Annotated in this window: 19 protein-coding genes and 6 pseudogenes; 14 read left to right on the top strand and 11 right to left on the bottom strand. The window is 73.1% G+C overall.

All coding sequences use genetic code 11. From position 1 onward, the window contains the following. Positions 1-29: 29 nt before the first annotated feature. From WKH84_RS18095 to WKH84_RS18115, 5 genes and pseudogenes are all read right to left on the bottom strand, one after another. Positions 30-1038: pseudogene (locus WKH84_RS18095) on the bottom strand (ornithine cyclodeaminase). Positions 1039-1175: 137 nt separating this feature from the next. Then, entirely contained in the window at positions 1176-2198 is a 1023-nt protein-coding gene (gene adhP / locus WKH84_RS18100) for an alcohol dehydrogenase AdhP (RefSeq protein WP_341854655.1), read from the bottom strand. A gap of 109 nt (positions 2199-2307) precedes the next feature. Next, positions 2308-3830, bottom strand: a pseudogene (locus tag WKH84_RS18105) (aldehyde dehydrogenase family protein). 180 nt (positions 3831-4010) lie between these two features. Beyond that, the gene (locus WKH84_RS18110; protein ID WP_341854656.1) at positions 4011-4139 is read right to left on the bottom strand and encodes a hypothetical protein; all 129 of its coding nucleotides are present in this window, start codon (positions 4137-4139) and stop codon (positions 4011-4013) included. Next, entirely contained in the window at positions 4136-5086 is a 951-nt protein-coding gene (locus WKH84_RS18115; protein WP_341854657.1) for a transcriptional regulator, read from the bottom strand. The genes WKH84_RS18110 and WKH84_RS18115 overlap by 4 nt, the downstream gene beginning before the upstream one ends. A gap of 337 nt (positions 5087-5423) precedes the next feature. On the opposite strand from WKH84_RS18115, the gene WKH84_RS18120 reads away from it, so the two are divergent. From WKH84_RS18120 to WKH84_RS18135, 4 genes and pseudogenes are all read left to right on the top strand, one after another. Next, positions 5424-5672: a hypothetical protein gene (locus WKH84_RS18120; RefSeq protein WP_341854658.1), complete on the top strand. Its 249-nt coding sequence runs from the start codon at positions 5424-5426 to the stop codon at positions 5670-5672. Further along, positions 5567-5902: pseudogene (locus tag WKH84_RS18125) on the top strand (NAD-dependent epimerase/dehydratase family protein); the annotation flags it as partial. The gene WKH84_RS18120 and the pseudogene WKH84_RS18125, both read left to right, overlap by 106 nt. Before the next feature lie 184 nt (positions 5903-6086). Continuing rightward, positions 6087-6782, top strand: a complete 696-nt coding sequence (locus WKH84_RS18130; protein ID WP_341857037.1) for a hypothetical protein — start codon at positions 6087-6089, stop codon at positions 6780-6782. A gap of 32 nt (positions 6783-6814) precedes the next feature. Next, the gene (locus tag WKH84_RS18135; RefSeq protein WP_341854659.1) at positions 6815-7165 is read left to right on the top strand and encodes a hypothetical protein; all 351 of its coding nucleotides are present in this window, start codon (positions 6815-6817) and stop codon (positions 7163-7165) included. Positions 7166-7424: 259 nt separating this feature from the next. Here the strand turns inward: WKH84_RS18135 and WKH84_RS18140 are convergent, their stop codons facing one another. From WKH84_RS18140 to WKH84_RS18160, 5 genes and pseudogenes are all read right to left on the bottom strand, one after another. After that, a complete protein-coding gene (locus tag WKH84_RS18140; RefSeq protein ID WP_341854660.1) occupies positions 7425-8405 on the bottom strand; it encodes an alpha-1,6-glucosidase domain-containing protein in 981 nt (326 codons plus the stop codon). Between the two features lie 457 nt (positions 8406-8862). Continuing rightward, positions 8863-9594 (bottom strand): hypothetical protein, encoded by a 732-nt coding sequence (locus tag WKH84_RS18145; protein ID WP_341857038.1) that lies wholly within the window; start codon positions 9592-9594, stop codon positions 8863-8865. 9 nt (positions 9595-9603) lie between these two features. Next, positions 9604-9882 (bottom strand): annotated as a pseudogene (locus WKH84_RS18150) (hypothetical protein); the annotation flags it as partial. A gap of 133 nt (positions 9883-10015) precedes the next feature. Continuing rightward, positions 10016-10468 (bottom strand): annotated as a pseudogene (locus tag WKH84_RS18155) (DUF3372 domain-containing protein); the annotation flags it as partial. Between the two features lie 695 nt (positions 10469-11163). Further along, entirely contained in the window at positions 11164-13254 is a 2091-nt protein-coding gene (locus tag WKH84_RS18160; RefSeq protein WP_341856958.1) for an alpha-amylase family glycosyl hydrolase, read from the bottom strand. 365 nt (positions 13255-13619) lie between these two features. Between WKH84_RS18160 and WKH84_RS18165 the strand changes: the two are divergent. The 4 genes and pseudogenes from WKH84_RS18165 to WKH84_RS18180 all read left to right on the top strand — a co-directional run bounded on the left by WKH84_RS18165 (position 13620) and on the right by WKH84_RS18180 (position 17501). Then, positions 13620-14566, top strand: a pseudogene (locus WKH84_RS18165) (glutaminase). Between the two features lie 186 nt (positions 14567-14752). Further along, positions 14753-15055, top strand: a complete 303-nt coding sequence (locus WKH84_RS18170; RefSeq protein WP_341854661.1) for a GNAT family N-acetyltransferase — start codon at positions 14753-14755, stop codon at positions 15053-15055. Beyond that, complete coding sequence (locus WKH84_RS18175) at positions 15052-15882, top strand: DUF5926 family protein (RefSeq protein ID WP_341854662.1); 831 nt, start codon at positions 15052-15054, stop codon at positions 15880-15882. Before WKH84_RS18170 ends, WKH84_RS18175 begins: the two co-directional genes overlap by 4 nt. Continuing rightward, positions 15879-17501: a glycosyltransferase gene (locus tag WKH84_RS18180; protein ID WP_341854663.1), complete on the top strand. Its 1623-nt coding sequence runs from the start codon at positions 15879-15881 to the stop codon at positions 17499-17501. Before WKH84_RS18175 ends, WKH84_RS18180 begins: the two co-directional genes overlap by 4 nt. A 199-nt stretch (positions 17502-17700) precedes the next feature. Here the strand turns inward: WKH84_RS18180 and WKH84_RS18185 are convergent, their stop codons facing one another. Then, the gene (locus WKH84_RS18185; RefSeq protein WP_341854664.1) at positions 17701-18981 is read right to left on the bottom strand and encodes a hypothetical protein; all 1281 of its coding nucleotides are present in this window, start codon (positions 18979-18981) and stop codon (positions 17701-17703) included. 472 nt (positions 18982-19453) lie between these two features. Between WKH84_RS18185 and WKH84_RS18190 the strand changes: the two genes are divergently transcribed. The 6 genes from WKH84_RS18190 (at position 19454) to WKH84_RS18215 (ending at position 22006) form a co-directional block, all read left to right on the top strand. Continuing rightward, complete coding sequence (locus WKH84_RS18190; protein ID WP_341854665.1) at positions 19454-19858, top strand: GntR family transcriptional regulator; 405 nt, start codon at positions 19454-19456, stop codon at positions 19856-19858. Positions 19859-19892: 34 nt separating this feature from the next. Then, entirely contained in the window at positions 19893-20111 is a 219-nt protein-coding gene (locus WKH84_RS18195) for a hypothetical protein (RefSeq protein WP_341854666.1), read from the top strand. Continuing rightward, complete coding sequence (locus WKH84_RS18200; protein WP_341854667.1) at positions 20051-20413, top strand: GNAT family N-acetyltransferase; 363 nt, start codon at positions 20051-20053, stop codon at positions 20411-20413. The genes WKH84_RS18195 and WKH84_RS18200 overlap by 61 nt, the downstream gene beginning before the upstream one ends. Positions 20414-20688: 275 nt before the next feature. After that, a complete protein-coding gene (locus tag WKH84_RS18205; RefSeq protein ID WP_341854668.1) occupies positions 20689-21216 on the top strand; it encodes a hypothetical protein in 528 nt (175 codons plus the stop codon). Next, a complete protein-coding gene (locus WKH84_RS18210; RefSeq protein ID WP_341854669.1) occupies positions 21213-21533 on the top strand; it encodes a hypothetical protein in 321 nt (106 codons plus the stop codon). Before WKH84_RS18205 ends, WKH84_RS18210 begins: the two co-directional genes overlap by 4 nt. Next, positions 21530-22006, top strand: a complete 477-nt coding sequence (locus tag WKH84_RS18215; protein ID WP_341854670.1) for a hypothetical protein — start codon at positions 21530-21532, stop codon at positions 22004-22006. Before WKH84_RS18210 ends, WKH84_RS18215 begins: the two co-directional genes overlap by 4 nt. The last annotated feature ends 10 nt before the right edge of the window (positions 22007-22016 follow it).

Raw genomic sequence — 22016 nt, forward strand, 5'->3', positions numbered from 1 at the left:
CGGCGCCCTGCTGAGGGCGCCGGCCGTCGTCATGTCACGAGGGAGAAGAGGTCCTTCGGGTCGTCGGGGTCGGCGACGAGGTCCACCCATCCCAGCAGGTCCGTGCCCTCGGTCGCGTCCAGCGCGCGCCGCGGCGCCGAGAAGTCCCCGAGCGCGAAGCCGACGGAGTCCAGCACCGTCACCTCGGCGTCGGAGGTGCGGCCCGAGGCGTCCCCGGCGAGGATCCGCCACAGCTCGGTGACCTCGACGTGGGCGGACAGCCGCTGGATCTCGCCCTCGATCCGGGTCTGCGGCTCGTACTCGACCACCACCCGCGCCTCCTCGAGGATCGTCGGGTCCAGCTCGGTCTTGCCCGGGCAGTCGCCGCCGATGGCGTTGAGGTGCATGCCGGGACGCACCTGCTCGCTGTGCGGCACCGCGGCCCGGGCCTTGTCCGCCGTGCAGGTGGTGACCACGTCGGCGCCCTCGAGCACGTCCTCGATCGAGCTCGCGGCGTGGATCTCGAAGCCGAGCGGGACGAGATTGCGCCGCACCTTCTCCACCGCCGCCTCGTCGAGGTCCAGCACGCGCAGACGGTCGATCCCGAGCACGGTCCGCATCGCGAGCGCCTGGAACTCGGACTGCGAGCCCGCCCCGATCAGGGCGTGGACGCGGGCGCCGGGCAGGGCGAGCTCCCGCGCGGCGAGCGCCGACGTCGCGGCGGTGCGCGGCGCGGTCAGCGTCATCTCGGAGAGGAGGATCGGGTAGCCGTTGTCGACGTCGGCGAGCACGCCGAAGGCCGTCACGGTCTGCGAGCCCGCGGGCGGGGTTGTGCGGGTGGCCGTTGACGTACTTGAAGGAGTACAGCGATCCGTCGCTGGTCGGCATCAGCTCGATCACCCCGTGCGGGCTGTGGCTGGCCAGTCGCGGGACCTTCTCGAACTCCTCCCAGCGCAGCAGGTCGGACTCCAGGTATCTCACCATCCCCGCGAGGATGTTCTCGATCCCGTCGCGTCGGATCCAGCGGATCGTCCCGGGGACGTCGAGCAGGTGCGGCATGGTCCTCTCCTCTCGGTCGGCGCCTCGTCGCGCCGGAGCGAGGGTCGCTCCCGCTCCCAGGGTAGACGTGGACCGGGCCCGGGCGGGGAGGAGTCGCTGCTCCGCCCCCGCCCGGGCCCGATCTCTCGATGTCCTGCTCAGTACTCGATGACCACGCGGCCGTCGATCTTCCCCTCCCTCATCTCGCCGAAGATCTGGTTGATGTCCTCCAGCGAGCGGCGGGAATAGGTGGGGTGGATCTTCCCGGCCGCGTAGAACTCGATCGCCTCGGCGAGGTCCTGGCGGGTGCCGACGATCGAGCCGCGGATCGTCAGGCCCTTCAGCACGATGTCGAAGATCGGGGCGGGGAAGTCGCCCGGGGGCAGGCCGTTGAACACGATCGTCCCGCCGCGGCGGGTCATGCCGATCGCCTGCCCGAACGCCTTGGGGTGCACGGCCGTGACGAGCACGCCGTGGTCGCCGCCGACCTGCTCCTGGATCGCCTCGACCGGGTCGACCCGGCTCGCGTCCACCACGATCTCCGCGCCGTGCTTGGTGGCCAGGTCGAGCTTCTCCTGGGCGATGTCCACCGCGATCACGCGCATCCCCATCGCGACCGCGTACTGCACCGCGATGTGGCCGAGCCCGCCGATCCCGGAGATCACGACCCACTGCCCGGGCCGCACCTCGGTGCGCTTGAGCCCCTTGTAGACCGTCACCCCGGCGCACAGCACGGGGGCGATCTCGTAGGGGTCGGCGCCCTCGGGGATCCGGGCGGCGAACTTGGTCTCCACGAGCATGTACTGGCCGAAGGAGCCGTCGACGCTGTAGCCGCCGTTCTGTCGCTCCTCGCAGAGGGTCTCCCAGCCGGTGCGGCAGTACTGGCAGTCGCCGCAGGCGCTCCACAGCCAGGCGTTGCCGAGCAGGTCGCCGACCTGCACGTCGGTGACGCCCTCGCCGACCTTCACGACGGTGCCCACGCCCTCATGGCCGGGGACGAAGGGCGGGGACGGCTTGACGGGCCAGTCGCCCTCGGCGGCGTGGAGGTCGGTGTGGCACACGCCGGAGGAGATCAGCTTGAGGAGGGCCTGGCCCCGTCCGGGCTCGGGGAGGGTGTACTCCTCGACGGCGAGGTCGCTGCCGAACTCGTGGACGACGGCGGCGGTCATGGTGGTGGTCATCTCGTGCTCCTTGGTCGGCCCGTTCTCGGGCAGGGGGTGAGGGCGGGCCGTCGACAGATCGTCGAGGGGCCGCTGCGATAGCGGGATGGATCTTGCGGGGAGGGTCGGCTCAGAAGAAGCCGAGCTTGTTCTCCGAGTAGGAGACCAGGAGGTTCTTGGTCTGCTGGTAGTGGTCGAGCATCATCAGGTGGTTCTCGCGGCCGATGCCGGAGGACTTGTAGCCGCCGAACGCGGAGTGCGCCGGGTAGGAGTGGTAGTTGTTCACCCATACGCGTCCGGCCTGGATGGCCCGGCCGGCGCGGTAGATGATGTTCTGTCGCCGGCTCCACACGCCTGAGCCCAGCCCGTACAGGGTGTCGTTCGCGATCGAGATCGCCTGGTCGTAGTCGCTGAACGAGGTCAGCGCCAGCACCGGCCCGAAGATCTCCTCCTGGAAGATCCGCATGGAGTTGTCGCCGCGGAACACGGTGGGGGTGACGTAGTAGCCGCCGGAGAGGTCGCCGCCGAGGTCGGCGCGCTCGCCGCCCGTGGCGGCTCGGCGCCCTCCTGCTTGCCGATGTCGATGTAGGAGAGGATCTTCTCGAGCTGGTCGTTGCTGGCCTGCGCGCCGATCATGGTGTCGGTGTCCAGCGGGTCGCCCTGCTTCGTGGCCTCGACGCGCTTCAGCCCGTCGGCGACGAAGGAGTCGAAGATGCTCTCCTGCACCAGGGCGCGCGAGGGGCAGGTGCACACCTCGCCCTGGTTCAGCGAGAACATCGCGAAGCCCTCGAGCGCCTTGTCGTAGTAGGCGTCGTTCTGCGAGGCGACGTCCTCGAAGAAGATGTTCGGGCTCTTGCCGCCGAGCTCCAGCGTGACCGGGATGAGGTTCTGGCTCGCGTACTGCATGATGAGCCGGCCCGTGGTGGTCTCGCCGGTGAAGGCGATCTTCGCGATCCGCTTGTTGGAGGCGAGCGGCTTGCCGGCCTCGACGCCGAAGCCGTTGATGATGTTCAGCACGCCGTCGGGCAGCAGGTCGCCGATCAGCTCGGCGAGCACCAGGATCGAGGCGGGGGTCTGCTCGGCGGGCTTGAGCACGACGGCGTTGCCGGCGGCGAGGGCGGGGGCGAGCTTCCACACCGCCATCAGCGGCGGGAAGTTCCAGGGGATGATCTGGCCGACCACGCCGAGCGGCTCGTGGAAGTGGTACGCGACGGTGTCGTCGTCGATCTGGGAGAGCGCGCCCTCCTGGGCGCGGATGGCGCCGGCGAAGTAGCGGAAGTGGTCAACCGCCAGCGGCAGGTCCGCGTTCAGGCACTCGCGGATCGCCTTCCCGTTGTCCCAGGTCTCGGCGACGGCGAGCATCTCGAGGTTCTCCTCGATGCGGTCGGCGATCCTGTTCAGGATCACCGCGCGCTCGGCGACCGACGTCTTCCCCCAGGCGGGGGCGGCGGCGTGGGCGGCGTCGAGGGCAAGCTCGACGTCCTCGGCGGTGGAGCGCGCGACCTCGGTGAAGACCTGGCCGGTGACGGGGGTGGGGTTCTCGAAGTACTCGCCCTTGACGGGCGGCACCCACTGCCCGCCGATGTAGTTCTCGTAGCGGGGCTTGAAGGTGACCTTCGAGCCCTCCGTGCCGGGGTGTGCGTAGACAGTCATGGCGTTCCCTTCTGCGGTCGACGTCGTCGTCGGTGCGTCGAACGTAATCCACATCACGTTGCATGCACGTTGCGCGGGCGCTGCGACCGCGACGTCAGGCCGTCTCGCCCCGCGGCTCCCGAGCCCGGGTCGCGGCGACCGTCCGCTCGGGGGCGTCGGCCGGAGCGATCTGCAGGATCGTCATGAGCACCTCGAGGTCGTGCGCGGCTTCGGGCCGCGCGCGTAGGCCCACAGCTGCGCGGCGCCGCCGCTCCCGAGCACGAGCTCTCGCAGATGGTCGTCCACCTGGGCGCTCAGACGGCGGATCACGGGAGCGTCGGAACCGGGCAGCGCTCGCCGCTCCAGTGTGCGAGCGCCGTGTCCAGGTCGCCGCGCGCGAGGGCGGACCGTGTCTGTCGCAGGTCGCTGTCGACCTCGCCCTGAAGTCGGTAGGGGCGTGAGGCGATCGCGGGCCCGCCGTTCACCTCGAGCACGCGCCGCAGGCGCACCACCTCGGCGCGGACGGTGCTCTCGGCGGAGGCGCCGCCGTGGAGGTCCTCGGCGAGCTCCGCTCCACGCACCCCGTCGGGGGCCAGGTGCAGGAGGGTCAGCGGCTCGGCGTGGCGGCCGCTCAGCTCGACGGCGTCCTCGCCGAGGAGGAGCCGCGGGGTGCGGCGCCCGGTGAGCAGCAGGTGGGCGGGTGCGGCGGGGGCGCGTCCCGCTCCCTGTGCGCGCGGCTCCTCCTGGACGGCGCGGGAGGTCGCCTCGAGCAGCGGCGGCACCAGGGGCGCGACGGCGTCCGCGTCGCCGGTCACGTCGAGGACCCCGACGGTGCGGCCGGTGCGCGGATCGAGCACCGGCACGGCGCTGCAGCTCCAGGGGTGCACCGCCTCCTGGAAGTGCTCGGCCCCCACCACCTGGATCCCGGACCCCGTGGTGAGCGCGAGGGCCGGGGCGGAGGTGCCCATCGCGCCCTCGGACCAGTCGGCGCCGGCGGCGAAGCCCATCGCATCGGCTCGGGAGGTCACGGAGGAGCGGCCCTCGACCCAGAGCGACCTGCCCTCCGCGTCGCCGAGCGCGACCACGAGCCCCGCGTCGACGGCCGGCTCGATCAGTCGCGAGCGCAGCGACGGCGCGACATGGCGGAGAAGGGGTGCGCGCGGCGCGCCCGGGCGAGCTCGTCCCCCTCGAGCACGGCGCGTGCGGTGCCCGCCCCGTCGGGCAGTGCGGCCAGGGAGCGCCGCCAGGAGTCCAGCACCGGGGCGCGCACAGGCCACGGTGTCTCGTCGGGGAGGCTCTGCGCGCGCAGATCCTCGTGCGCTCGCCGCAGCGCGCCTGGTAGACGGAATCCGTCGGCGACCAGTCGGTGACGGTCATCCTGCCTCGCTCACGATCCACCTCGTCGTCGTTCGTGCCACAGGTGCGATGACGGTACCCCGGCGGGGGAGGGGTCGCAACGAGATCCGGCGCGGCCGGACACGGGTCCGGGAGGAGACCGAGCGGTCGGCGTCCGAGCTCTTCCCTCCTCCGTGCGGTCCCGGCGATCTAGGTTGGGAGGAGACCGCAGGTGCCATCGCCCCACCGCATACCCGGTGGGCAGAGGAGGAGCACGCCATGAGAGTCGCCGTCATCGGAGCCACCGGGAACGTCGGGACCGAGGTGCTCGCAGCCCTCGCCCGCCGGCCCGAGGTCACCTCGGTCCTCGGAATCGCGCGGCGTCTCCCCGTGCGCACCGAGGAGCCGTACGCGAGCGCGGAGTGGGCCGCGATCGACATCGGGGGCGCGACGCCTGCGCAGGAGGCGATCGCCGAGCTCACCGAGGCGCGCGTGGAGCGGACGCCGTCATCCATCTCGCCTGGCTGATCCAGCCCAACTCTCACCGGGACCTCCTGCGCCGGGTGAACGTCGAGGGGACGGCTCACGTGGGCCGGGCCGCCGCGGAGGCGGGGGTCGGCACCCTGGTGGTCGCCTCCTCGGTCGGTGCCTATTCTCCGTCCCCGGGACGGGAGGTCCGTGACGAGTCATGGCCTACGGGCGGCGTGCGCACCTCCCACTACAGCGTGGACAAGGTCGCCCAGGAGCAGGTCCTCGACGAGATCGAGCGTATGCACCCCGCGATGACGCTCACCCGCCTGCGCCCCGCGCTGATCTTCCAGGGGGACGCCGGCTCCGAGATCCAGCGCTACTTCCTGGGCCGATGGATGCCCGTGCAGCTCGCTGCGCGCCGGGCGGCCGCCAGCTGCTCCCAGCGCCGCGCGGGTCACGCGGATCCAGGCGGTGCACGCCCGCGACGTCGCCGAGGCGTACGCCGCCGCGGCCGTGGCAGAGGTGCCCGGCGCCTTCAACATCTGCGCGGACGACGTGCTCGACGTGCGGGACCTCGCTCACCTCGTGGGCACGGGGCGAGCGATCGAGCTTCCCGTGCCCGCGGTGCGCGCCGCGCTCGCCACAGCGCACCGCGCAGGTCTGGTCGCCGCTGACCCCGGATGGCTGGACATGGGCATGAACGTCCCCGTGATGGACAACGCCCGCGCCGACCGCGAGCTGGGCTGGCGGCCCCGTTACAGCGCCGCCGACGCCCTCTCCGAGTCGCTCGAGGGGATGGCCGACGGCCGGGGCACCGGCTCGGTGCCGATGCGTGCGCGCGACAGCCGACGGGCGCGCCTCGCGGTCGACGGGACCTCCGCGGGCGAGGGCGCGGGCCGCGACGCCGGGGCCTCGCCGCGGATCGACACCGGGTCGCTCGGGCTCTACCTCTCCGACCACCTCACCGGGGCCGCCGCCGGCGCGCCCGCATCGACCGGATGGCCGCCGACTTCGTGGACACGCCCGTCCACCCCGTGCTCTCCTCGATCGCCGAGCAGATCCGTGCCGAGCGGCGCTTCCTCCACCAGCTCATCGACGACCTCGGACTGCGACGCCGGCGCTACCGCCAGGCCGCGGCCTGGCTCGGCGAGCATGCGGGCCGTCTGAAGAGCAACGGGCGGCTCGTCGCGCGCTCCCCGATGACGATGGTGCTCGAGGCGGAGCTGATGCGCGGCGCGGTGATCGGCAAGCGGGGCGACTGGCTCACCCTCTCCGACAACGCCCAGGAGCTCGGACTGGACGAGGACCGGTTCCGCGAGCTCGCCGAGCAGGCGCGCGCACCAGTTCGAGCGACTCGAAGCGGTCCACGCCTACGCCCGCCGGCGCGCGTTCCGCACCGACCGCGGGACCTTCGACCCGCCGGAATGAGAGGGACGAGGCGCAGGGCGGTGCGGTCGGTGCGTGACGAGCGCACCGACCTCCCTGTCCCTGTACCTCGACCGTCTCACCGCAGCGCTGTCCATGGCGACGGGCTCCGCCGCGCCGCATGACGCGATCCCGGACTCGGCATCCCGGAGGATGATCCGTCCTGGAGCGGACGCGCCGAGGCCGTCGACGAGGTCCTCGCCTCCCACGGCTTCGACCCCCTGGGCGACGCGGGCCGCCGCAGCGGCGCCCCCGCCTACGGCTTCGACACGACACGCCCCGACGGCGCACGCCTCCAGCTGTACTCCGTGCCCGGCTCCACGGTGATCCGCCTGTCCGGCGTCCCCGTGGAGCCGTCGGAGTGCGACGGCTGAGCGCTCCCGCTCACCCCTCGCCCGAGGCGCGCCCCTTCGCCTTGCCGTTCGAGTGAGCGGGCGGGCCCTGCTCCCCGGCGTGCCCGGGCTTCCCCGAGCGCCCGGCGTGCGCCGGCGGGCCGGTCCGCTTCCCGCCGTCCTGCGCCGAGACGAACACGGCGACGGTGTGCGCGGGCACGCTCACGGTCCCGGTCTCCGCGTCCCAGCTCGCGCCCTTGACGACCTCGTCGGCGCCGCTGGCCTGCACCTCGTGCGGCTCGTACCCGAGTCCGGCCATGTGCTCGATCTGCTCGGTGAGCGGCTCGTCGGAGGCGTTGAAGACGGTGACCGCGCCGTCGAGCGCCGGGTCGACGTCGGGGCCGACGGTGTCGTCGATCCGCATCACGAGCAGGCCCGGGGTCGCTTCGGGACCGGCGTTCGGGAAGGTGACCTTCTGGCGGATCAGCTCCGCATCGCCGAGGGTGAACAGCGGCGTGGAGGAGCGCAGGCGCAGCAGGTCCAGGGTGACCTCGCTGCTGGACGCGATGTCCTCGGGGGCGGGGTTCTTCGCCGGGTCCTCGAGCATCGGCACCATCAGGTCCCACGCCTCGCCGTTCTTGCCCTCGGGCGGCAGGCCGTTCGCGTACCCGCTGTCCTGCTCGGTCCAGTCGATCGTGTTGAAGTGATCGCCGGAGTCGTAGCTGTCGCGGTCCAGGGACTTCGAGCGCATCAGGTCGGTGCCGCCGGCCCAGAAGGAGGGCGACTGCCCCAGCGCCACGGTCGCGAGCGAGAGCGTGTTCATCCGCACGCGCACGTCCATGGGTGCGTCCTGCGGCGGCTTCCACACGTTCATGTCGTACAGCGCCTCGTTGTCGTGCGCGTCGACATAGTTCACGGTCTCCTCGGGCGCCGTCGCATACCCGGCCGGGGCGCCGTTGTAGTCCAGCTGATCGCCGCGCACCACCTCGCCGGTGGAGCCGAGCGACTCGTAGTCGGCGAGGTTGCCCGCCATCCCGAGCCGGATCAGGTCGGTGCGGTGGCGCAGGTCGGTCAGGCTGCTCGGCCTCGCCCACCTCGGCGTGGCCGTTGGGCATGGTGGCGAGCCCGTTGCCGAAGCCCTGGGAGGTGCGCTTGTCGGTGTCGAAGGGCGCCGCCGTGCACGGCGTCGCGCGACCGGTCGTTGAAGGTGCCGATCGAGGTGCCGCCGAGCCGCCCCTGCGTGGCCTGGGTGAAGCGGGCGTTGCCGGTGACCTCGCCGAAGTCCCAGCCCTCGCCGTAGAGGTAGATGCCCTTGCCGTCCACGCCGTCGGACTCGAGGGTCAGCTCGTCCAGCGCCTCGCGCACGGCGAGCATGTTCTCGCGGCTGTGATGGCCCATGAGGTCGAAGCGGAAGCCGTCGACGCCGTAGTCCCGCGCCCAGGTCACTGTCGAGTCGACCATCAGCTTCTGCGCCATCGCGTGCTCGGTGGCTATGTTCGAGCAGCAGGTGGAGTTCTCGACGCCGCCTGCGAGGTCCAGGCGCTGGTAGTAGCCGGGGACGATGCGGTCGAGGACCGAGCGCTCGGACTGCCCGTGCGCGGCGGTGTGGTTGTACACCTGGTCGAGCACGACCTGTAGGCCCATGCCGTGCGGCTCGCCCACCATGGCGCGGAACTCGCGGGTGCGCTCGCCGCCGATCTGGTGGCCCTCGGTCGCGTACGAGCCCTCAGGCGCCATGTAGTGCAGCGGATCGTAGCCCCAGTTGTAGGCGTCCTCGCCCGCGACGGCCGCGACGGCCTCCTGTCGCGCGGGGAGGCGGGGCCGGCGTCGGCGGGGATGTCCGGGCGCGGCTGTGCGGCGCGGTCCTCCTCGATGGTGGCGATGTCGAAGGTGGGCAGCAGGTGCACGGTGGTCATGCCCGCCTGGGCGAGCTCCTCGAGGCGCGTGGAGCCCGCGGAGTCCGGGTGGCCGACGGCGGCGTAGGAGCCGCGGATCCCCTCGGGCAGCGCCTCGTCGCCGGCGGAGAAGTCCCGCAGGTGCATCTCGTAGATGGTCTGGTCGGCGAACTGTGCGACCTCGGGCGCGGGCGTGTCGGTCCACACCTCCGGCGCCCAGCGCGGGTCGTCCAGGTCCACGAGCACCGAGTGGGTCGAGTTCACGGTCAGGCCCACGGAGTACGGGTCGGTGACGACGTTGGTGACGACCTGGTCGAGGGCGGGCACGTACACCTCGACCGCGAACGTATAGGCCTGGCCGGTCCAGTGCTTCCTGCCCTCGAACGTCCACGCGCCGTCCGCGCCCCGCCGCATCGGGTACGTCCGCACGGGGTCCGACGGATCGGTCGCGGACTCCGCCGGGCCGTGCGGCTGCAGGGTGACGGCGCGGGCGGTCGGCGCCCACAGCGCGAGGCTCGGCGCGCCGTCCTCCCAGCTCGCGCCGAGTCGCCGGTCCGCGGCGGCGTCGGCGTAGAGCGCGTCGAGCACGCCGGGGATCTGCGGCCCGGTGAGCACCTCGAGGCCGTCCGGTCCGTGCTGGGCGACGACCAGCTGGCCGCGCGGCCGCCTTCTCGAGCACTCCGCGCTCGAGCTCGGGCAGGTCGAGGGCGAGGTGGCCGTCCAGGTGCGCGCGGCCGACGAGCTCGTCCTCGGCGAGGCCGCCGTCCCGCAGGGTCAGCTCGCCGAGGCTCCTCCCACCGGTGACCTCGTCGCCGTCGGCGGAGATCCCGCCGCCGGGCGCGGTGAACAGCTCCCAGCGGGTCGCGCCCGCATCGGCCACGAGGTCGGCGGGCCAGGCGATCGTGTCCGCGTCGACGAAGTGGGCCAGCCGCTTGCCGGAGCCCGCGGTCAGCGAATCGGAGGCCTCGATGGTCAGCTGATGGGTGGCCGGGTCGTACTCGAAGCTCACGATGTCTCCGTCCTGGGTCGAGAAGGTGTGATTGGCGCCGTCGGGCACGCCGTCCACGCCGTAGTTCTCCGCCCACGATCCACCATGGGCGACCTTCACCTCGTAGGACCCGCGGGGCAGGTCCTCGGTGGAGAAGGTGTAGATCCCGTCGCCGTCGGCGTCCTGCATCCAGGTGCGCATGCACCCGGGCATCCAGTCCTCGGGGCGCGCCGAGCGCGGCGTTCATCGAGCCGGGGAGGGTGAGGAAGGGGCCCTGGGCGCTGTTCTGCGCGATGTGGGTGACCGGGTCGTACCAGAAGGTCAGCGGCCCGCCCTCATGGGTGTAGGTGATGTCCTCGCCGCCGGGCACGCCGCCCGCGCCGTAGTTCTCGTCCCAGCCGCCGCCGATCGCGACCTTGTAGGCGTACTCCCCGGCGGGCACGTCGAAGGTGCCGGTGTACTTGCCGGAGTCGGCGTCCAGGGCGAGTTGCGCGGAGGTGCAGGCGGGTCGCCAGTCGCCCGCGCGACCCATCGCCGCATTGTGCGAGCCGGGCAGGGTCACCGTCTGCTCGTCGACCTCGCCGCCCTCGCCGTTCCCATCCTGGGAGCCGGTCGCGGAGAGGTCCGCGCCCACCACCGCGGTGACGGAGTCCGCCACGCGCTCGCCGCTCGCGTCGGTGGAGACGGCGCGATACTCGATCAGGGTGCCGACGGGCAGGCCGGCGACGTCGTGGAAGATCCGCGGGGTGTCGTCCTCGGCGGTGCCGAGCGGGGTCCACGCCGTCTCACCGGCCGCCCGCCAGCTGAAGGAGGTCTCGGCCCAGCGGTCCTGGGCCACGGTCGCGGAGATCGGGGCGCGTCCCTCGACCTTCCCGCCGTCGGTCACATCCAGGGCGATCGCCTGCGCGTCACCGGCCGGGGCGACGGGCTGATCGGCCACCAGGACCGCCGCGCCGAGCGAGGGGATCGTGAGCTCGAGGGTCCCGTCGGCCGCGGCGGTCACCGGGGCGTGGTCGCCGTACAGCGGCGCGTAGGTCGCGCCCGGGGTGAGGGCGGTGAGGGTGACGGTGCGCTCCTCGGGTGCGTTGTTCAGCGCCACCAGGTGCTCGATCTTCTCGTCGCGGTCCACGCGGGAGAAGGCGTAGACGCCGGCGCCGTCCTCGGCGTACAGCTCGACCTGCGCGCCCGTGGACAGCGCAGGCGTCTCGCCGCGCAGTGTCGCGAGCTCGCTGATCAGCGGGTACAGCTGCGTCTCGGTCGAGAAGTGCTCGTCGCTCCCGTACGGGGTGCCGTCGATCAGGGTGTCGTCGAGGTAGGACGGCACCTGGCTGGCGAACATCGACTGACGGGCGTCCTTGTCGTTGCCGTCGCCCACGAAGCCCTGCTCGTCGCCGTAGTAGATGACGGGCTGGCCGCGGGTCAGCGAGCATGGTCTCGTGCGCGAAGGCGGCGCGCTCGTCGAGCCGGTCGGAGCCGCTGAGCAGGTTCCCGATGCGGCCCATGTCGTGATTGCCCACGAAGGTAGGCAGGTCCGCGGCGGAGGAGTCGGCGGTCGTGTAGTGGTCGTCGGCGGCGAACAGCCCGGCCATGCCCTGCGCGGTGTAGCCCTTGGCCCAGTTGGTCGCGGAGGCCTGGTAGGCGAAGTCGAGCACCGAGTCCATCTCGGTGTCCCGCACGTAGGGGGACAGCGGCGTCGCGTCGGCGTCGTACACCTCGCCGAAGGTGAAGAACTGGTCCCCGGCCGGGGTCGCGGCCTGGTGGTCGACCAGGGCGGAGGTGAAGGTCTGCCAGAAGGCGAAGTCGACGTGCTTGGCGGTGTCGATGCGGAATCCGTCGATCCCGAAGTCCATCCAGGTGGTGTAGATGTCCGTCATCGTCTCGGCCACGCGCGGGTCCTCGGTCATCAGGTCGTCGAGGCCGTCGAAGTCGCCGAAGGTGACGGACTCGCCTTCCCACGTCGAGTTGCCGCGGTTGTGGTACATCGTCACGTCGTTGAGCGCCTCGGGGACCATCACCTGGTTCTCCTCCGAGCGGACCGGGGTGTAGGGGAACGAGGCCTGCGCATCGAAGGTCGGGAAGTCGGAGGACTGGGCGAGCGCCGTGACGTCCACCGGGTTCCCGTCCTGGTCGAGGTAGGGGGCGGTGGCCTGGTCGACGTAGCCGTACTCGCCCTCCTCGTAGTCGATGAGGTCCGCGGTGTGGTTGGTGATGATGTCGAAGTACACCTTGATCCCGCGCGAGTGCGCGTCCTCGATCAGCGCCTTGAGCTCCTCGTTCGTGCCCAGGTGCGGATCGATGGTGGTGAAGTCGGTGACCCAGTAGCCGTGGTAGCCGGCGCTCGCGTCGGCACCCTCGCCCTGCACGGGGTTGTTGGTGAACGAGGGCGTCAGCCAGATGGCGCTCATCCCCAGGCCCTCGATGTAGTCGAGCTGCGAGTGGAGCCCGGCAATGTCCCCGCCCTGGTAGAAGCCCTTGTCGGTGGCGTCGAAGCCGTGGTCGAGGCGGTCTCCCTCGAGGCCGCCGGTGTCATTGCTCGGATCGCCGTTCTCGAAGCGGTCGGTGAGCACGAAGTAGAAGGTCTGCCCGCCGCCGGGATGGCGGTAGGGGGCCGCGGCGAGCTCGTCGTCCGCCTCGGTGTACTCCCCGCCCTGCTCGGCCAACGCGACGGACAGCCGCGAGGTCTCCGCATCGAAGCGGAAGGTGATCTCGGCGGGCGCGGCGACGGCCAGCGGGATGTTGTCCTCCCCGCCGTCCAGGCCGTAGGCCTCGTCCCAGCCGCCGCCGATCGCGGCCTTGACCTCGAACTGCCCGGCAGGCACCTCGAAGGTCGACTCCCACTGCCCGGTCGTGTCGGTGGGGGAGAGGGCGGTGGCCTCGCAGGCCGGGTCCCAGTCCTCGCCACAGCCCAGCTCGTCCTGCAGGGAGCCCGTGAGCACCGGTCGCCCGGGGCCGACGGCGTGCACGAGCGGGGCGGTGCCCAGCATCGTCGCCGTGCCCATCGCCAGTGCTCCGGCGATCGCGAGCAGACGGGTTCTCATCGGGCGGGCGGAGGGCTGGATCGACATGCGGGGACTCCTCTGTCCGGGCAGCAGCGTCGACCGGGGCCGACGGGAGAGGCAGGCGGTGCGGAGCACCCGGCCTGCAAGAACTTGCAGTGCATCTGCCGCTCCTGTGCGGCCGACACGTCAAACACCGTAGGCGGGCCAGGTCGCATGCTCAAGGGAGCCCGCGAAACCTGCAAGAACTTTCAGGGCGGTGGGGGCGGTACCGTCGAGGAGTGACCAGCGCACTCACCACGTACCTCGACCGGCTCACCACGGCACTGTCCACGGCCACCACGGACATCGACCCGCACGCGGCCCAGGTGGACCGCGGCATCATCGGCGGCGCCGAGACCGACGGCGAGATCCCCTCCCTCTCCTTCCTCTCCGGCGCGCGCGAGGACCACCTCGGCGTCGCCGTCTGCTCGATCGACGGGGAGATCACCGCCGCCGGCACCGACCACGCCTTTCCGATGCAGTCGATCTCCAAGGCCTTCGCCTACGGCGCCGCGATCGACCTGCACGGCATGGAATACGTCGACGCGGTGGTCGACGAGGAGCCGACGGGGGAGGAGTTCAACGCCCTCAGCCTCGACCCGTACACCAAGAAGCCGAAGAACCCGCTGGTCAACATCGGTGCAATCCGCACCCACGCCATGCTCGGCACCACCCGGGAGGAGCGCACGCAGCGGCGCGCGCGGTGCTCGACGCCGCGGCGGGCCGCCCGCTCGCACCGCATGAGGTGACCTGGCGCGAGGAGCTCAAGAGCGCCGACCGCAACTACGCGCTGGCCTACATCGCGCGCGCCGCCGGCTCGATGACGGAGGACGCGATCGAGGTGGTCGACGGCTACATCGAGGGTCGCTCGGTGCTCACCACTGTCACCGACCTCGCCGTCATGGCCGCGACCCTTGCCTCCGGCGGCACGAACCCGCTCACCGGCCAGGAGGTGTTCTCCCGCGTCGCCGCGCGCCAGGTGCTCTCGGTGATGCTCACCTGCGGCATGTACGACAACGCCGGCGACTGGGTCAGCGACGTGGGCCTGCCGGCGAAGTCCGGGGTGGGCGGCGGGATCATCGCGGGCCTGCCCTCCCGCTTCGGCGTCGCGAGCTATGCCCCGCGGCTGGACCTGCACGGCAACTCGGTGCGCGGCACGCTCTTCTTCGAGCGGCTCAGCGCCGACTTCGCCCTCCACATGCTCGACGGCGTCGAGCCGCGCGACCTCGAGGAGTGCGCGCGCGAGCTGATGGACGCGGGGACGCACCCGTGAACGAGGTGCGGGAGATCGACGCCTCGGAGTGGGAGACCTGGCGCGCGCGCGCGCCTGAGAGCGCCGCGCGAGGACCCGGACGCCTTTGCCAGCACCCTCGCCACCGCCCTCGAGCGGGATGCGCAGGACGGGGAGGCCTACTGGCTCGGGTACTTCTCCCGGCCCGGCCCAGCCCTGATCGCCGAGGTGGATGGCGCCCCGGTCGGGATGGCGCGAGTGGTGGTCGAGGACGGCCCCGCGCACCTCTACTCGATGTGGGTCGCGCCCGAGGCACGGGGCGGCGGCGTCGGCGCACACCTGATCACGACCGGCCTCGACTGGCTCGCCGCGCACCACCCGGGACGCACGCGCGCCTCGAGGTGGTCGAGGCCAACTTCCCCGCGCGTCGCCTCTACTCCCGCGCGGCTTCGCCGTCGTCGGGCCGAACCCCGAGGACGCGGCCGAGATCGTCATGGAGCACGTTCCCGATCGGTAGACTCCCCGCCATGAGTTCCCCTTCGCGCAACGAGCTGGTCCGTCGCCCCTTCGACGGCCTGCCCAACGAGCAGGACCTGGTCGCGATGCGCCAGCTGATCCCCGCGGCGACCATGTCGGCGAGGACCACCGAGGAGTACGGCGCGGTCGACGTCGAGCTCGCCACGATCCTGCCGATGGCCTGGCCCGCCGTGCGCCGCACCGACGGCACCGTCACCGTCGGCGTGCAGACCCCGTTCCCCGGCGGCGACCTCTCCCGCGGGCTCGGCCAGGCGATCCGTCAGGCGGTCGCGCTCGAGCCCGGCAACCCGATCACCACCGTCACCCTCGAGGACGACTCCCCGCGCCTCCAGGACGTGCTGGACCTCTCCGGCGACTTCGCGATCCAGGTCCAGGACACCTTCGAGTTCTGGCTCGACCCGAGCGCCGAGCGCACCGGCGAGATCGAGCAGGCGATCACCCAGGCCAACGACTCGATCATGCCCACCCGACCGGTCGAGGGCCTGCCCCACGCCTACTGGGTCGACGCCGGCCCCAAGGAGCACGTGCGCTGGGTGCTGGACGCCGACGAGGACCGCGTCATCGACGCCGTCACCCGCCTGCACGCCCGCCGCGAGTCCGCGCTCTGCGAGGGCGCGAAGTACGTCGGCTCCTTCCGCGCCGAGGGCCTGTCGATCCCCGTCTGGGACCTGCCCAAGGGCGCCGGGGTCGAGGCCGCCGAGGCGGAGGCGGAGGCGTTCCGCGCCCGCTTCGAGGAGGCGCTGACCTCCACCGAGCCGCTCACCGCGATGGAGCGTCGCGCCCGGGGCGGCATCGTCGCCCGCCAGGTGACGCTGCGATGAGCGCCGCGGGGCCGCTGACGGCGCACCGCCCCGAGCGGGTCGCCGTCGTGATCCCCGCCAAGAACGAGGCGGAGCGGATCGAGGCGACCATCGCGTCGGCCCGGGGGATCCCGGGCGTCGACCTGGTCGTCGTGGTCGACGACGGCTCGTCCGACGCCACCTCCGCCGTCGCGATGGGGGCCGGCGCCCTGGTGGTGCGGCACAAGACCAACCGCGGCAAGGCCGCGGCGATGGCGACCGGCGCGCAGATGGTCGCGATCCAGGAGGGCGCCGAGCGGGCCGACGGCGGGGAGGGCTTCTCCGAGGAGCCGCACGCCGAGCCCCGCTCGCCCGGGCACACCGGCCCGCCGCCCGTGATCGACGACCGCGACGCTGTCCCGCGCGCCCTGCTCTTCCTCGACGCCGACATGGGCGAGAGCGCCGCCGCCGCGCGGCCGCTGGTCGAGGCGGTCCTCGGCGAGGGCGTCGACATGGCGATCGCGCTGCCGCCGCCGCAGTCGGGCGCCGGCGGGATGGGCGTCGTGGTGCGTACCGCCCGCCGCGGCATCCTGCGTGCGACCGGCTGGGAGGCGACGCGACCGCTGTCCGGCACCCGCTGCATCACCCGCGAGACCTGGGACGCCTGCCAGCCCCTCGCTCCCGGCTGGGGCGTGGAGACCTCGCTGACGATCGACGCGCTGACTGCTGGCTTCTGGGTCAAGGAGATCCCCGCCGACCTCCACCACCGCGCCACCGGCAACGACCTGCGCGGCCGTCTGCACCGCGCCGCGCAGCTGCGCGACGTCGCGCGCGCCCTCGCCCGCACGCGCCACCTGAGTCCGGAGATCGAGGGGGCCGACGAGGAGCAGGGCGCGGGGGAAGAGAAGCCCGCAGGCCTGCCGGCCGCCGCGCTCGAGCGGGAGGAACCCGTGGCGTCGGCCCCGGCAGAGACTCCGGAGCGCGAGGCGGCGGAAGAGACGGCGCCGACCGAGCCGGAGCCCGGGTCGGCGGCCCCGTCGGACCCCGCCCCGTCGGGCCCCGCCCCGTCGGCCGGGACCCCCACCCCGCTCCCCACCGGCCGTCCCGACCATGACGAGGCGAAGGTCTGGGCCGGCCTCGCGGAGCCTGCCGAGCCGGACGCCGAGCTCGCCGAGCGAGCGCCGGCTCACCCTCGCGGACCTCCCCGTCGACGGCGAGTTCTCCGACGACGAGACCCGGGCGCTGGGCGATGTGGACCCCGCCGAGCTCGACGCGCCGCTGCGCGCCCTGAAGGTCGAAGGCGACTTCGCGCCCGACGACATCGTCTATCTCGCCGGCACCGATCTCGAGCAGCTCGCCGAGCGCCTGGACGCCGCGCCCGTCGAGGGCCGCTTCGCGCCGGCGCACGCGGTGATCATCGCCTCCCACCTGCAGGTGGGGAAGCCGGAGATCCCCGCCTCGCTCACCGCGCCGCTCACGCCCGAGGAGTACACCTCCCTGGTCGTGCACGCCGCGGTCGACGCCGAGAACAGCTGATCAGACGCGCCGCTCCGTGGTCCCGTCGGCCGGGAGCGGGTCCGGCAGCGTCGGCGGCGCGCAGCGCGAGCCAGATCCCGAGCATCGCGGCGATCAGCACCGGCCCGGTGTCGTTGACGGCGTAGCCCACCCACGCCCCGACCACGAGCGCGATCCGCACCCGGTGCGCGACCGGATGGGCCGCATCGAGCGCGGCGAGCCGCCGCCACCGCGCCCGGCGCGGCATCAGGATCGCGATCGAGGCGAGCACCGCGATCACCAGCACCAGCCCGAGCGCCCAGTACCCGGTGGCCATGGCGATGTTCTGGGCGAGCTTGCGCACGATCACGGAGAGCGGCTCGCCGCTGAGCGGCTCGTCGATGAAGCGCCCCAGGTGCGTGCGGTCCTCGGGCGGGCGCGCGACCAGTCCAGGAAGGACACCGAAAGCACCGCCGCCGCCCCGCCGACGCCGAGGGCGAGCACGTGCCAGACCCGCGACCGGATCCCGGAGACGAGCAGGGCGAGCAGGCCGAAGGCCGGGACCGTGGCGAGGCCAGAGCCGAAGTCCGCACCCATCGACGGCGCGACGCACACCGCGGCGACCGCGAGCCCGACGCCCACGGTCCACAGCACCCGCGCCCGGGGCGTGCGCACCGCCGTGAACAGGCACAGCAGCGCCATCATCGCCGCGGCCAGCACCATCCCGAAGAGGTGGTTGGACAGGCCGTAGAAGCGCCCGCCCGAGATCGGTCGCGCCCCGAGCGGGGAGGAGAGCTGCAGTCGCGATCCGAACGCGGACTCGGCCAGGATGATCCCTGCGACCAGCGCCGCGGAGACACCGACGGGGCCGAAGCGGTCGCGGCGCCAGGGCCCGGCGAGCACGAGCACGGACAGCGCCGCGCACCCGCCCCACACCACGCCCGCCAGGGCGAGCGTCGGGCTGTCCGACCGCCACCACGGCACCAGCGAGGCGCACAGCCCCACCGGCAGGGCGAGCGGCGCGACCGCCGCGAGCGCCCGGCCGACGGCGGCGAGGCGCCGGCGTCGGGCGAGCGCCGGGACCAGCACGATCACGAGGCCGATCACGCCGAGCGCGAGCCAGGACCCGAGCGCGGGGACGGTCGCGGCATCCACCAGCCGGGCCGCCTCGGAGCGGTCCCAGGCGAGCCGCTGCGCGTCGTCGCTGTCGGTGCCGCGGAAGGGCTGGCCGGGGATCAGCCCGTCGGCGCTCGCGTCGTGGGAGGAGAGCACGGTCGCGACCACGTCGGTGATCATCACGACGCCGGTCTGCTTGGTGGCGCCGGAGGTGAGGGCCTGGCCGGGCAGGGCGGTGTCCATCGCGACCTGCAGGCCGACGGTGCGGGAGGCGACCGCGCCGGTGCGCTCGACCTCCTCGGGATGCTCGGGGTCGGTCGCGGCGACGGAGACCAGCAGGGTGCGCGGCAGATCCGCGGCCTCGCAGCCGCCGAGGTCCTCGAGCGCCGCGGCGACGGCGCCGTCGAGCTCCGTGAGCGCCTGCTCGCGCGAGGGGTCGTCGTGGTCGGGGACCGACGGAGCGATCAGCTCGACCACGTCCCCGTCCTGGAGCGCGCCGGCGACGGCGGTGGGGTCGTCGGTCTCGGTCACCACGCCGGGCAGTCTGCTCCCACTGGTCCGTCGGCGGGGTGGGGATGCCGCTGGTGCGCGGCGCCTCCTCGGCGAGGCCCCGGTAGCCGGTGTGCGCTGTCTCGATCCCCTGCCGCTTCGTGGAGACGACGGTGGTGGAGGTGGTGTTCATGGCGCCCACGCCGGAGCGGTCCGCGAGGCACTGCAGCGTCGGCGTGCTCTCTGCGTCGATGTCCTCCCAGGTCAGGCCCGCGGTCGCGATCACCAGGCGCACGGGTGCGTCGGCCTCCGCGCCCCCGTCGGCCCGTGCGGAGGCGCCCGGCAGCAGCGCGAGCGCGGCGAGGAGCGCGAGCGGCGTCACCCGGAGGGCGCGGGCGACGGGCAGGGAGGCGGAGCGGGCGGGGAGGCGGGCACGCCCCGATGCTACGGGGCGCTCCTCGACACCGACCGCGACGTGCACGAGGCCTCCACGTCCTCCGCCTATCGTGTCCTCATGCCCTCACCCCAGCCCCCGTACGAGCAGGTCCGTCGCGAGATCGTCGAACAGGTGCGCGGCGGCGAGCTCAGGCCCGGCGACCGGCTCCCCGCGATCCGGGCGCATGCCGCGGACCTCGGCCTCGCCGCCGGCACCGTCGCCCGCGCCTACAAGATGCTCGAGGAGGCTCAGATCATCGTCACCCGCCGCGGCGCGGGCACGACGATCGCTCCCGGCGCAGTGGAGAACGCCCGCCGGGAGGCCGAGACCGCCGAGCGCGAGGACGGCGGCCCCGTCGACGCGGCGCCGCTGACCCTGTTCGCCGGCCCCGTCGCCGAGGCCCGCACCCGCGGCGCCCGCGACGTCGAGATCCTCGCGACCGTGCGGGCGGTGCTCGCGGGGGAGAGCGCGGGCGGGCAGTGAGGCGGTCCAGGAGCCGGTCGTCGAGCCGCGTGGCGTGAGGATCCGCCTCGAGCGCCTGGGCCCGGGGCATGCCGAGGAGATCCTCACCGGTCAGGACGAGGCGCTGGCCAGGGAGATCATCGGCCGTCCCTGGGACCGGGAGCGCCTCGCGGAGTTCCTCGCCCGCGCGCGCGCTGGCACGAGGACGGCCCGGTGGTCGAGTTCGCCGCGCTCGAGGAGGGCAGCGGCCGGTCGCTCGGCGGGGGAGGGCTGAACCGGCTCGCGCCAGGACTCGGACCGGGCCAGGTGGCGCTGACCTACTGGCTCCTCCCAGAGGCTAGGGGGCGTGGCCTCGGCGTGCCGCTCGCGACGGCATTGGTCGAGCGGGCGCGCGACCTGCCGCCGGACCGAGGCACGACCCTGCGCGAGGCCCTGCTCCTGATCGCCCCGGACAACACCGCCTCGCAGAGCGTCGCCCGCACTCTCGGCGCCCGGCCGACGGGCGAGCTCGTCCCGCACCCCGCGGGCGGCACCTGTCGGGCGCGGCGCTGGGTGCTGGATCTGTGGGAGAGCTGACCTCGGTCAGCGCTTCGACCTCTCCTCCACATCCCGCACGCTTCCACATCTCCCGTCGGCCTGTGGCGGTCGCACACGTCGAATGTCAGGGTGGGTCCGTAGGCTGATCACCAGCTGGAACGCCCACAACAGCGGCATCGACGACGAGTCCACGGGGAGGTGGGGGCGATGACCACGACGGACCACCGCTCCGTGGCGTCTCCCGCCTCTGCGCGGTCCCCGCGCGCTCGTCGGCCGGACCGTCGGCCTCCCGCGCTCCCGCCTCACGCGGCCCTGTGCCGCGCACCGCGACGGCCCCTCCCCGTGCCCGCGTGCGGGCACGGGCACGGCTCACCGAGGACTCCCTCCTGCGCCGCGGCGGCGTCGAGCCCGGCGCCGACGCTCGCACGATCGCCCGCCTGCTCGAGGAGGAGCGGGAGGACTCCCGGCGCCACGCGCGCCGGCTCGCCGACCTCGCCCCCTTCTGGATCGACCACGAGGACCCTGACCTCGATGACGACCGCGAGGAGCGCGACCTCGCCGTCGCGATCGCGACCCGCACCACCACCGCGATCGCCTCCTATCGGATCGCGGACGCGCACACTGCCGTCACCGAGATGCCCGCGACCTTCGCACGACTCGCCGCCGGGGACATGCCCGTCGAATGGCACACGCGCATGCTGAAGGCGGTCCGCGACCTCACCGCCGTCCAGCGCGCCCAGGTCGACGAGATCGTCGCCTCATGGGATCTTGCCTCTGTGCCTGCGGACCGCTTCCGTGACGAGTCGCGCGCCAGCCGCGCTCCTGGTTCGATCGCGAGATGAGCGCCCCGCGGCCCGAGTCGCTGCGGGACGTGTCCCTCGAGAACTCCCTGCACGACGATGGCACCGCCTTCCTGCGCATCACCGGCCCGATCCCCGAGATCCTCGATCTCGCCCGGCGCCTGGACCGCTCCGCGAAGACCGTGCAGGCGCGTCAGCGCCGCGCCCTCGAGGAGGGCGAGCCGATCCCCTTCGACCTCGACGGGGACGTGGCCCGTGGCGGGAAGGCCATGAGCCAGGCGGCGCGCGCTACGCGATCCTCCTGCGCACCGAGCTCGACACCGGCGGGGTCGAGGTCCCCGCGCCGCGGCACCGCGTGAACGTCGTCGTCCCCGTGCTCACCCTGATGGGCCTCAGCGACACCCCGGCCCTGTACGACGGGATCCACCCGCTGCCTGGGCAGATGGCCCGCGACCTCGCCGCCGCCGAGCCCGTCTGGCACCGCGTCCTCGCCGACCCCGCGGACGGCGGATTCCTCCCGCGCCCGCCGAGCGCTACCGCCCCTCCGCCGACCAGGTGGAGCATCTGCGGCTCCTGCACCCGCGCGCGCCGCCCCCTGTCGCACGCACACCACCACCGACGACGCCGAGAACGACCACATCGAGGAGTTCGACCACGCCGATCCCGCCCGCGGCGGACCGACCAGCCTCCACAACCTCCACCGCCTCGACTGGAGGCACCACGATCTCAAGACCGCCGGGCGCATCGATCCACGGCGGGAGCCAGACGGAGCCACCACCTGGACGGTCGGCTCCCCGGCCCTGATCACCACCCGGGTCGCACCACGTGGTGACCTCGCCGCG

Source organism: Brachybacterium sp. GPGPB12, from assembly GCF_038396325.1.
GTDB classification, from domain to species: Bacteria; Actinomycetota; Actinomycetes; order Actinomycetales; family Dermabacteraceae; genus Brachybacterium; species Brachybacterium conglomeratum.

Excerpts from the sequence above, each read along its gene's own strand:
- adhP (WP_341854655.1), bottom strand. The coding sequence starts at position 2,198 with ATGACCACCACCATGACCGCCGCCGTCGTCCACGAGTTCGGCAGCGAC.
- WKH84_RS18120 (WP_341854658.1), top strand. The coding sequence starts at position 5,424 with ATGAGAGTCGCCGTCATCGGAGCCACCGGGAACGTCGGGACCGAGGTG.
- WKH84_RS18135 (WP_341854659.1), top strand. The coding sequence starts at position 6,815 with ATGACGATGGTGCTCGAGGCGGAGCTGATGCGCGGCGCGGTGATCGGC.
- WKH84_RS18140 (WP_341854660.1), bottom strand. The coding sequence starts at position 8,405 with ATGGCGGGCAACCTCGCCGACTACGAGTCGCTCGGCTCCACCGGCGAG.
- WKH84_RS18160 (WP_341856958.1), bottom strand. The coding sequence starts at position 13,254 with ATGGGCACGGCGACGATGCTGGGCACCGCCCCGCTCGTGCACGCCGTC.
- WKH84_RS18175 (WP_341854662.1), top strand. The coding sequence starts at position 15,052 with ATGAGTTCCCCTTCGCGCAACGAGCTGGTCCGTCGCCCCTTCGACGGC.
- WKH84_RS18180 (WP_341854663.1), top strand. The coding sequence starts at position 15,879 with ATGAGCGCCGCGGGGCCGCTGACGGCGCACCGCCCCGAGCGGGTCGCC.
- WKH84_RS18190 (WP_341854665.1), top strand. The coding sequence starts at position 19,454 with ATGCCCTCACCCCAGCCCCCGTACGAGCAGGTCCGTCGCGAGATCGTC.
- WKH84_RS18210 (WP_341854669.1), top strand. The coding sequence starts at position 21,213 with ATGAGCGCCCCGCGGCCCGAGTCGCTGCGGGACGTGTCCCTCGAGAAC.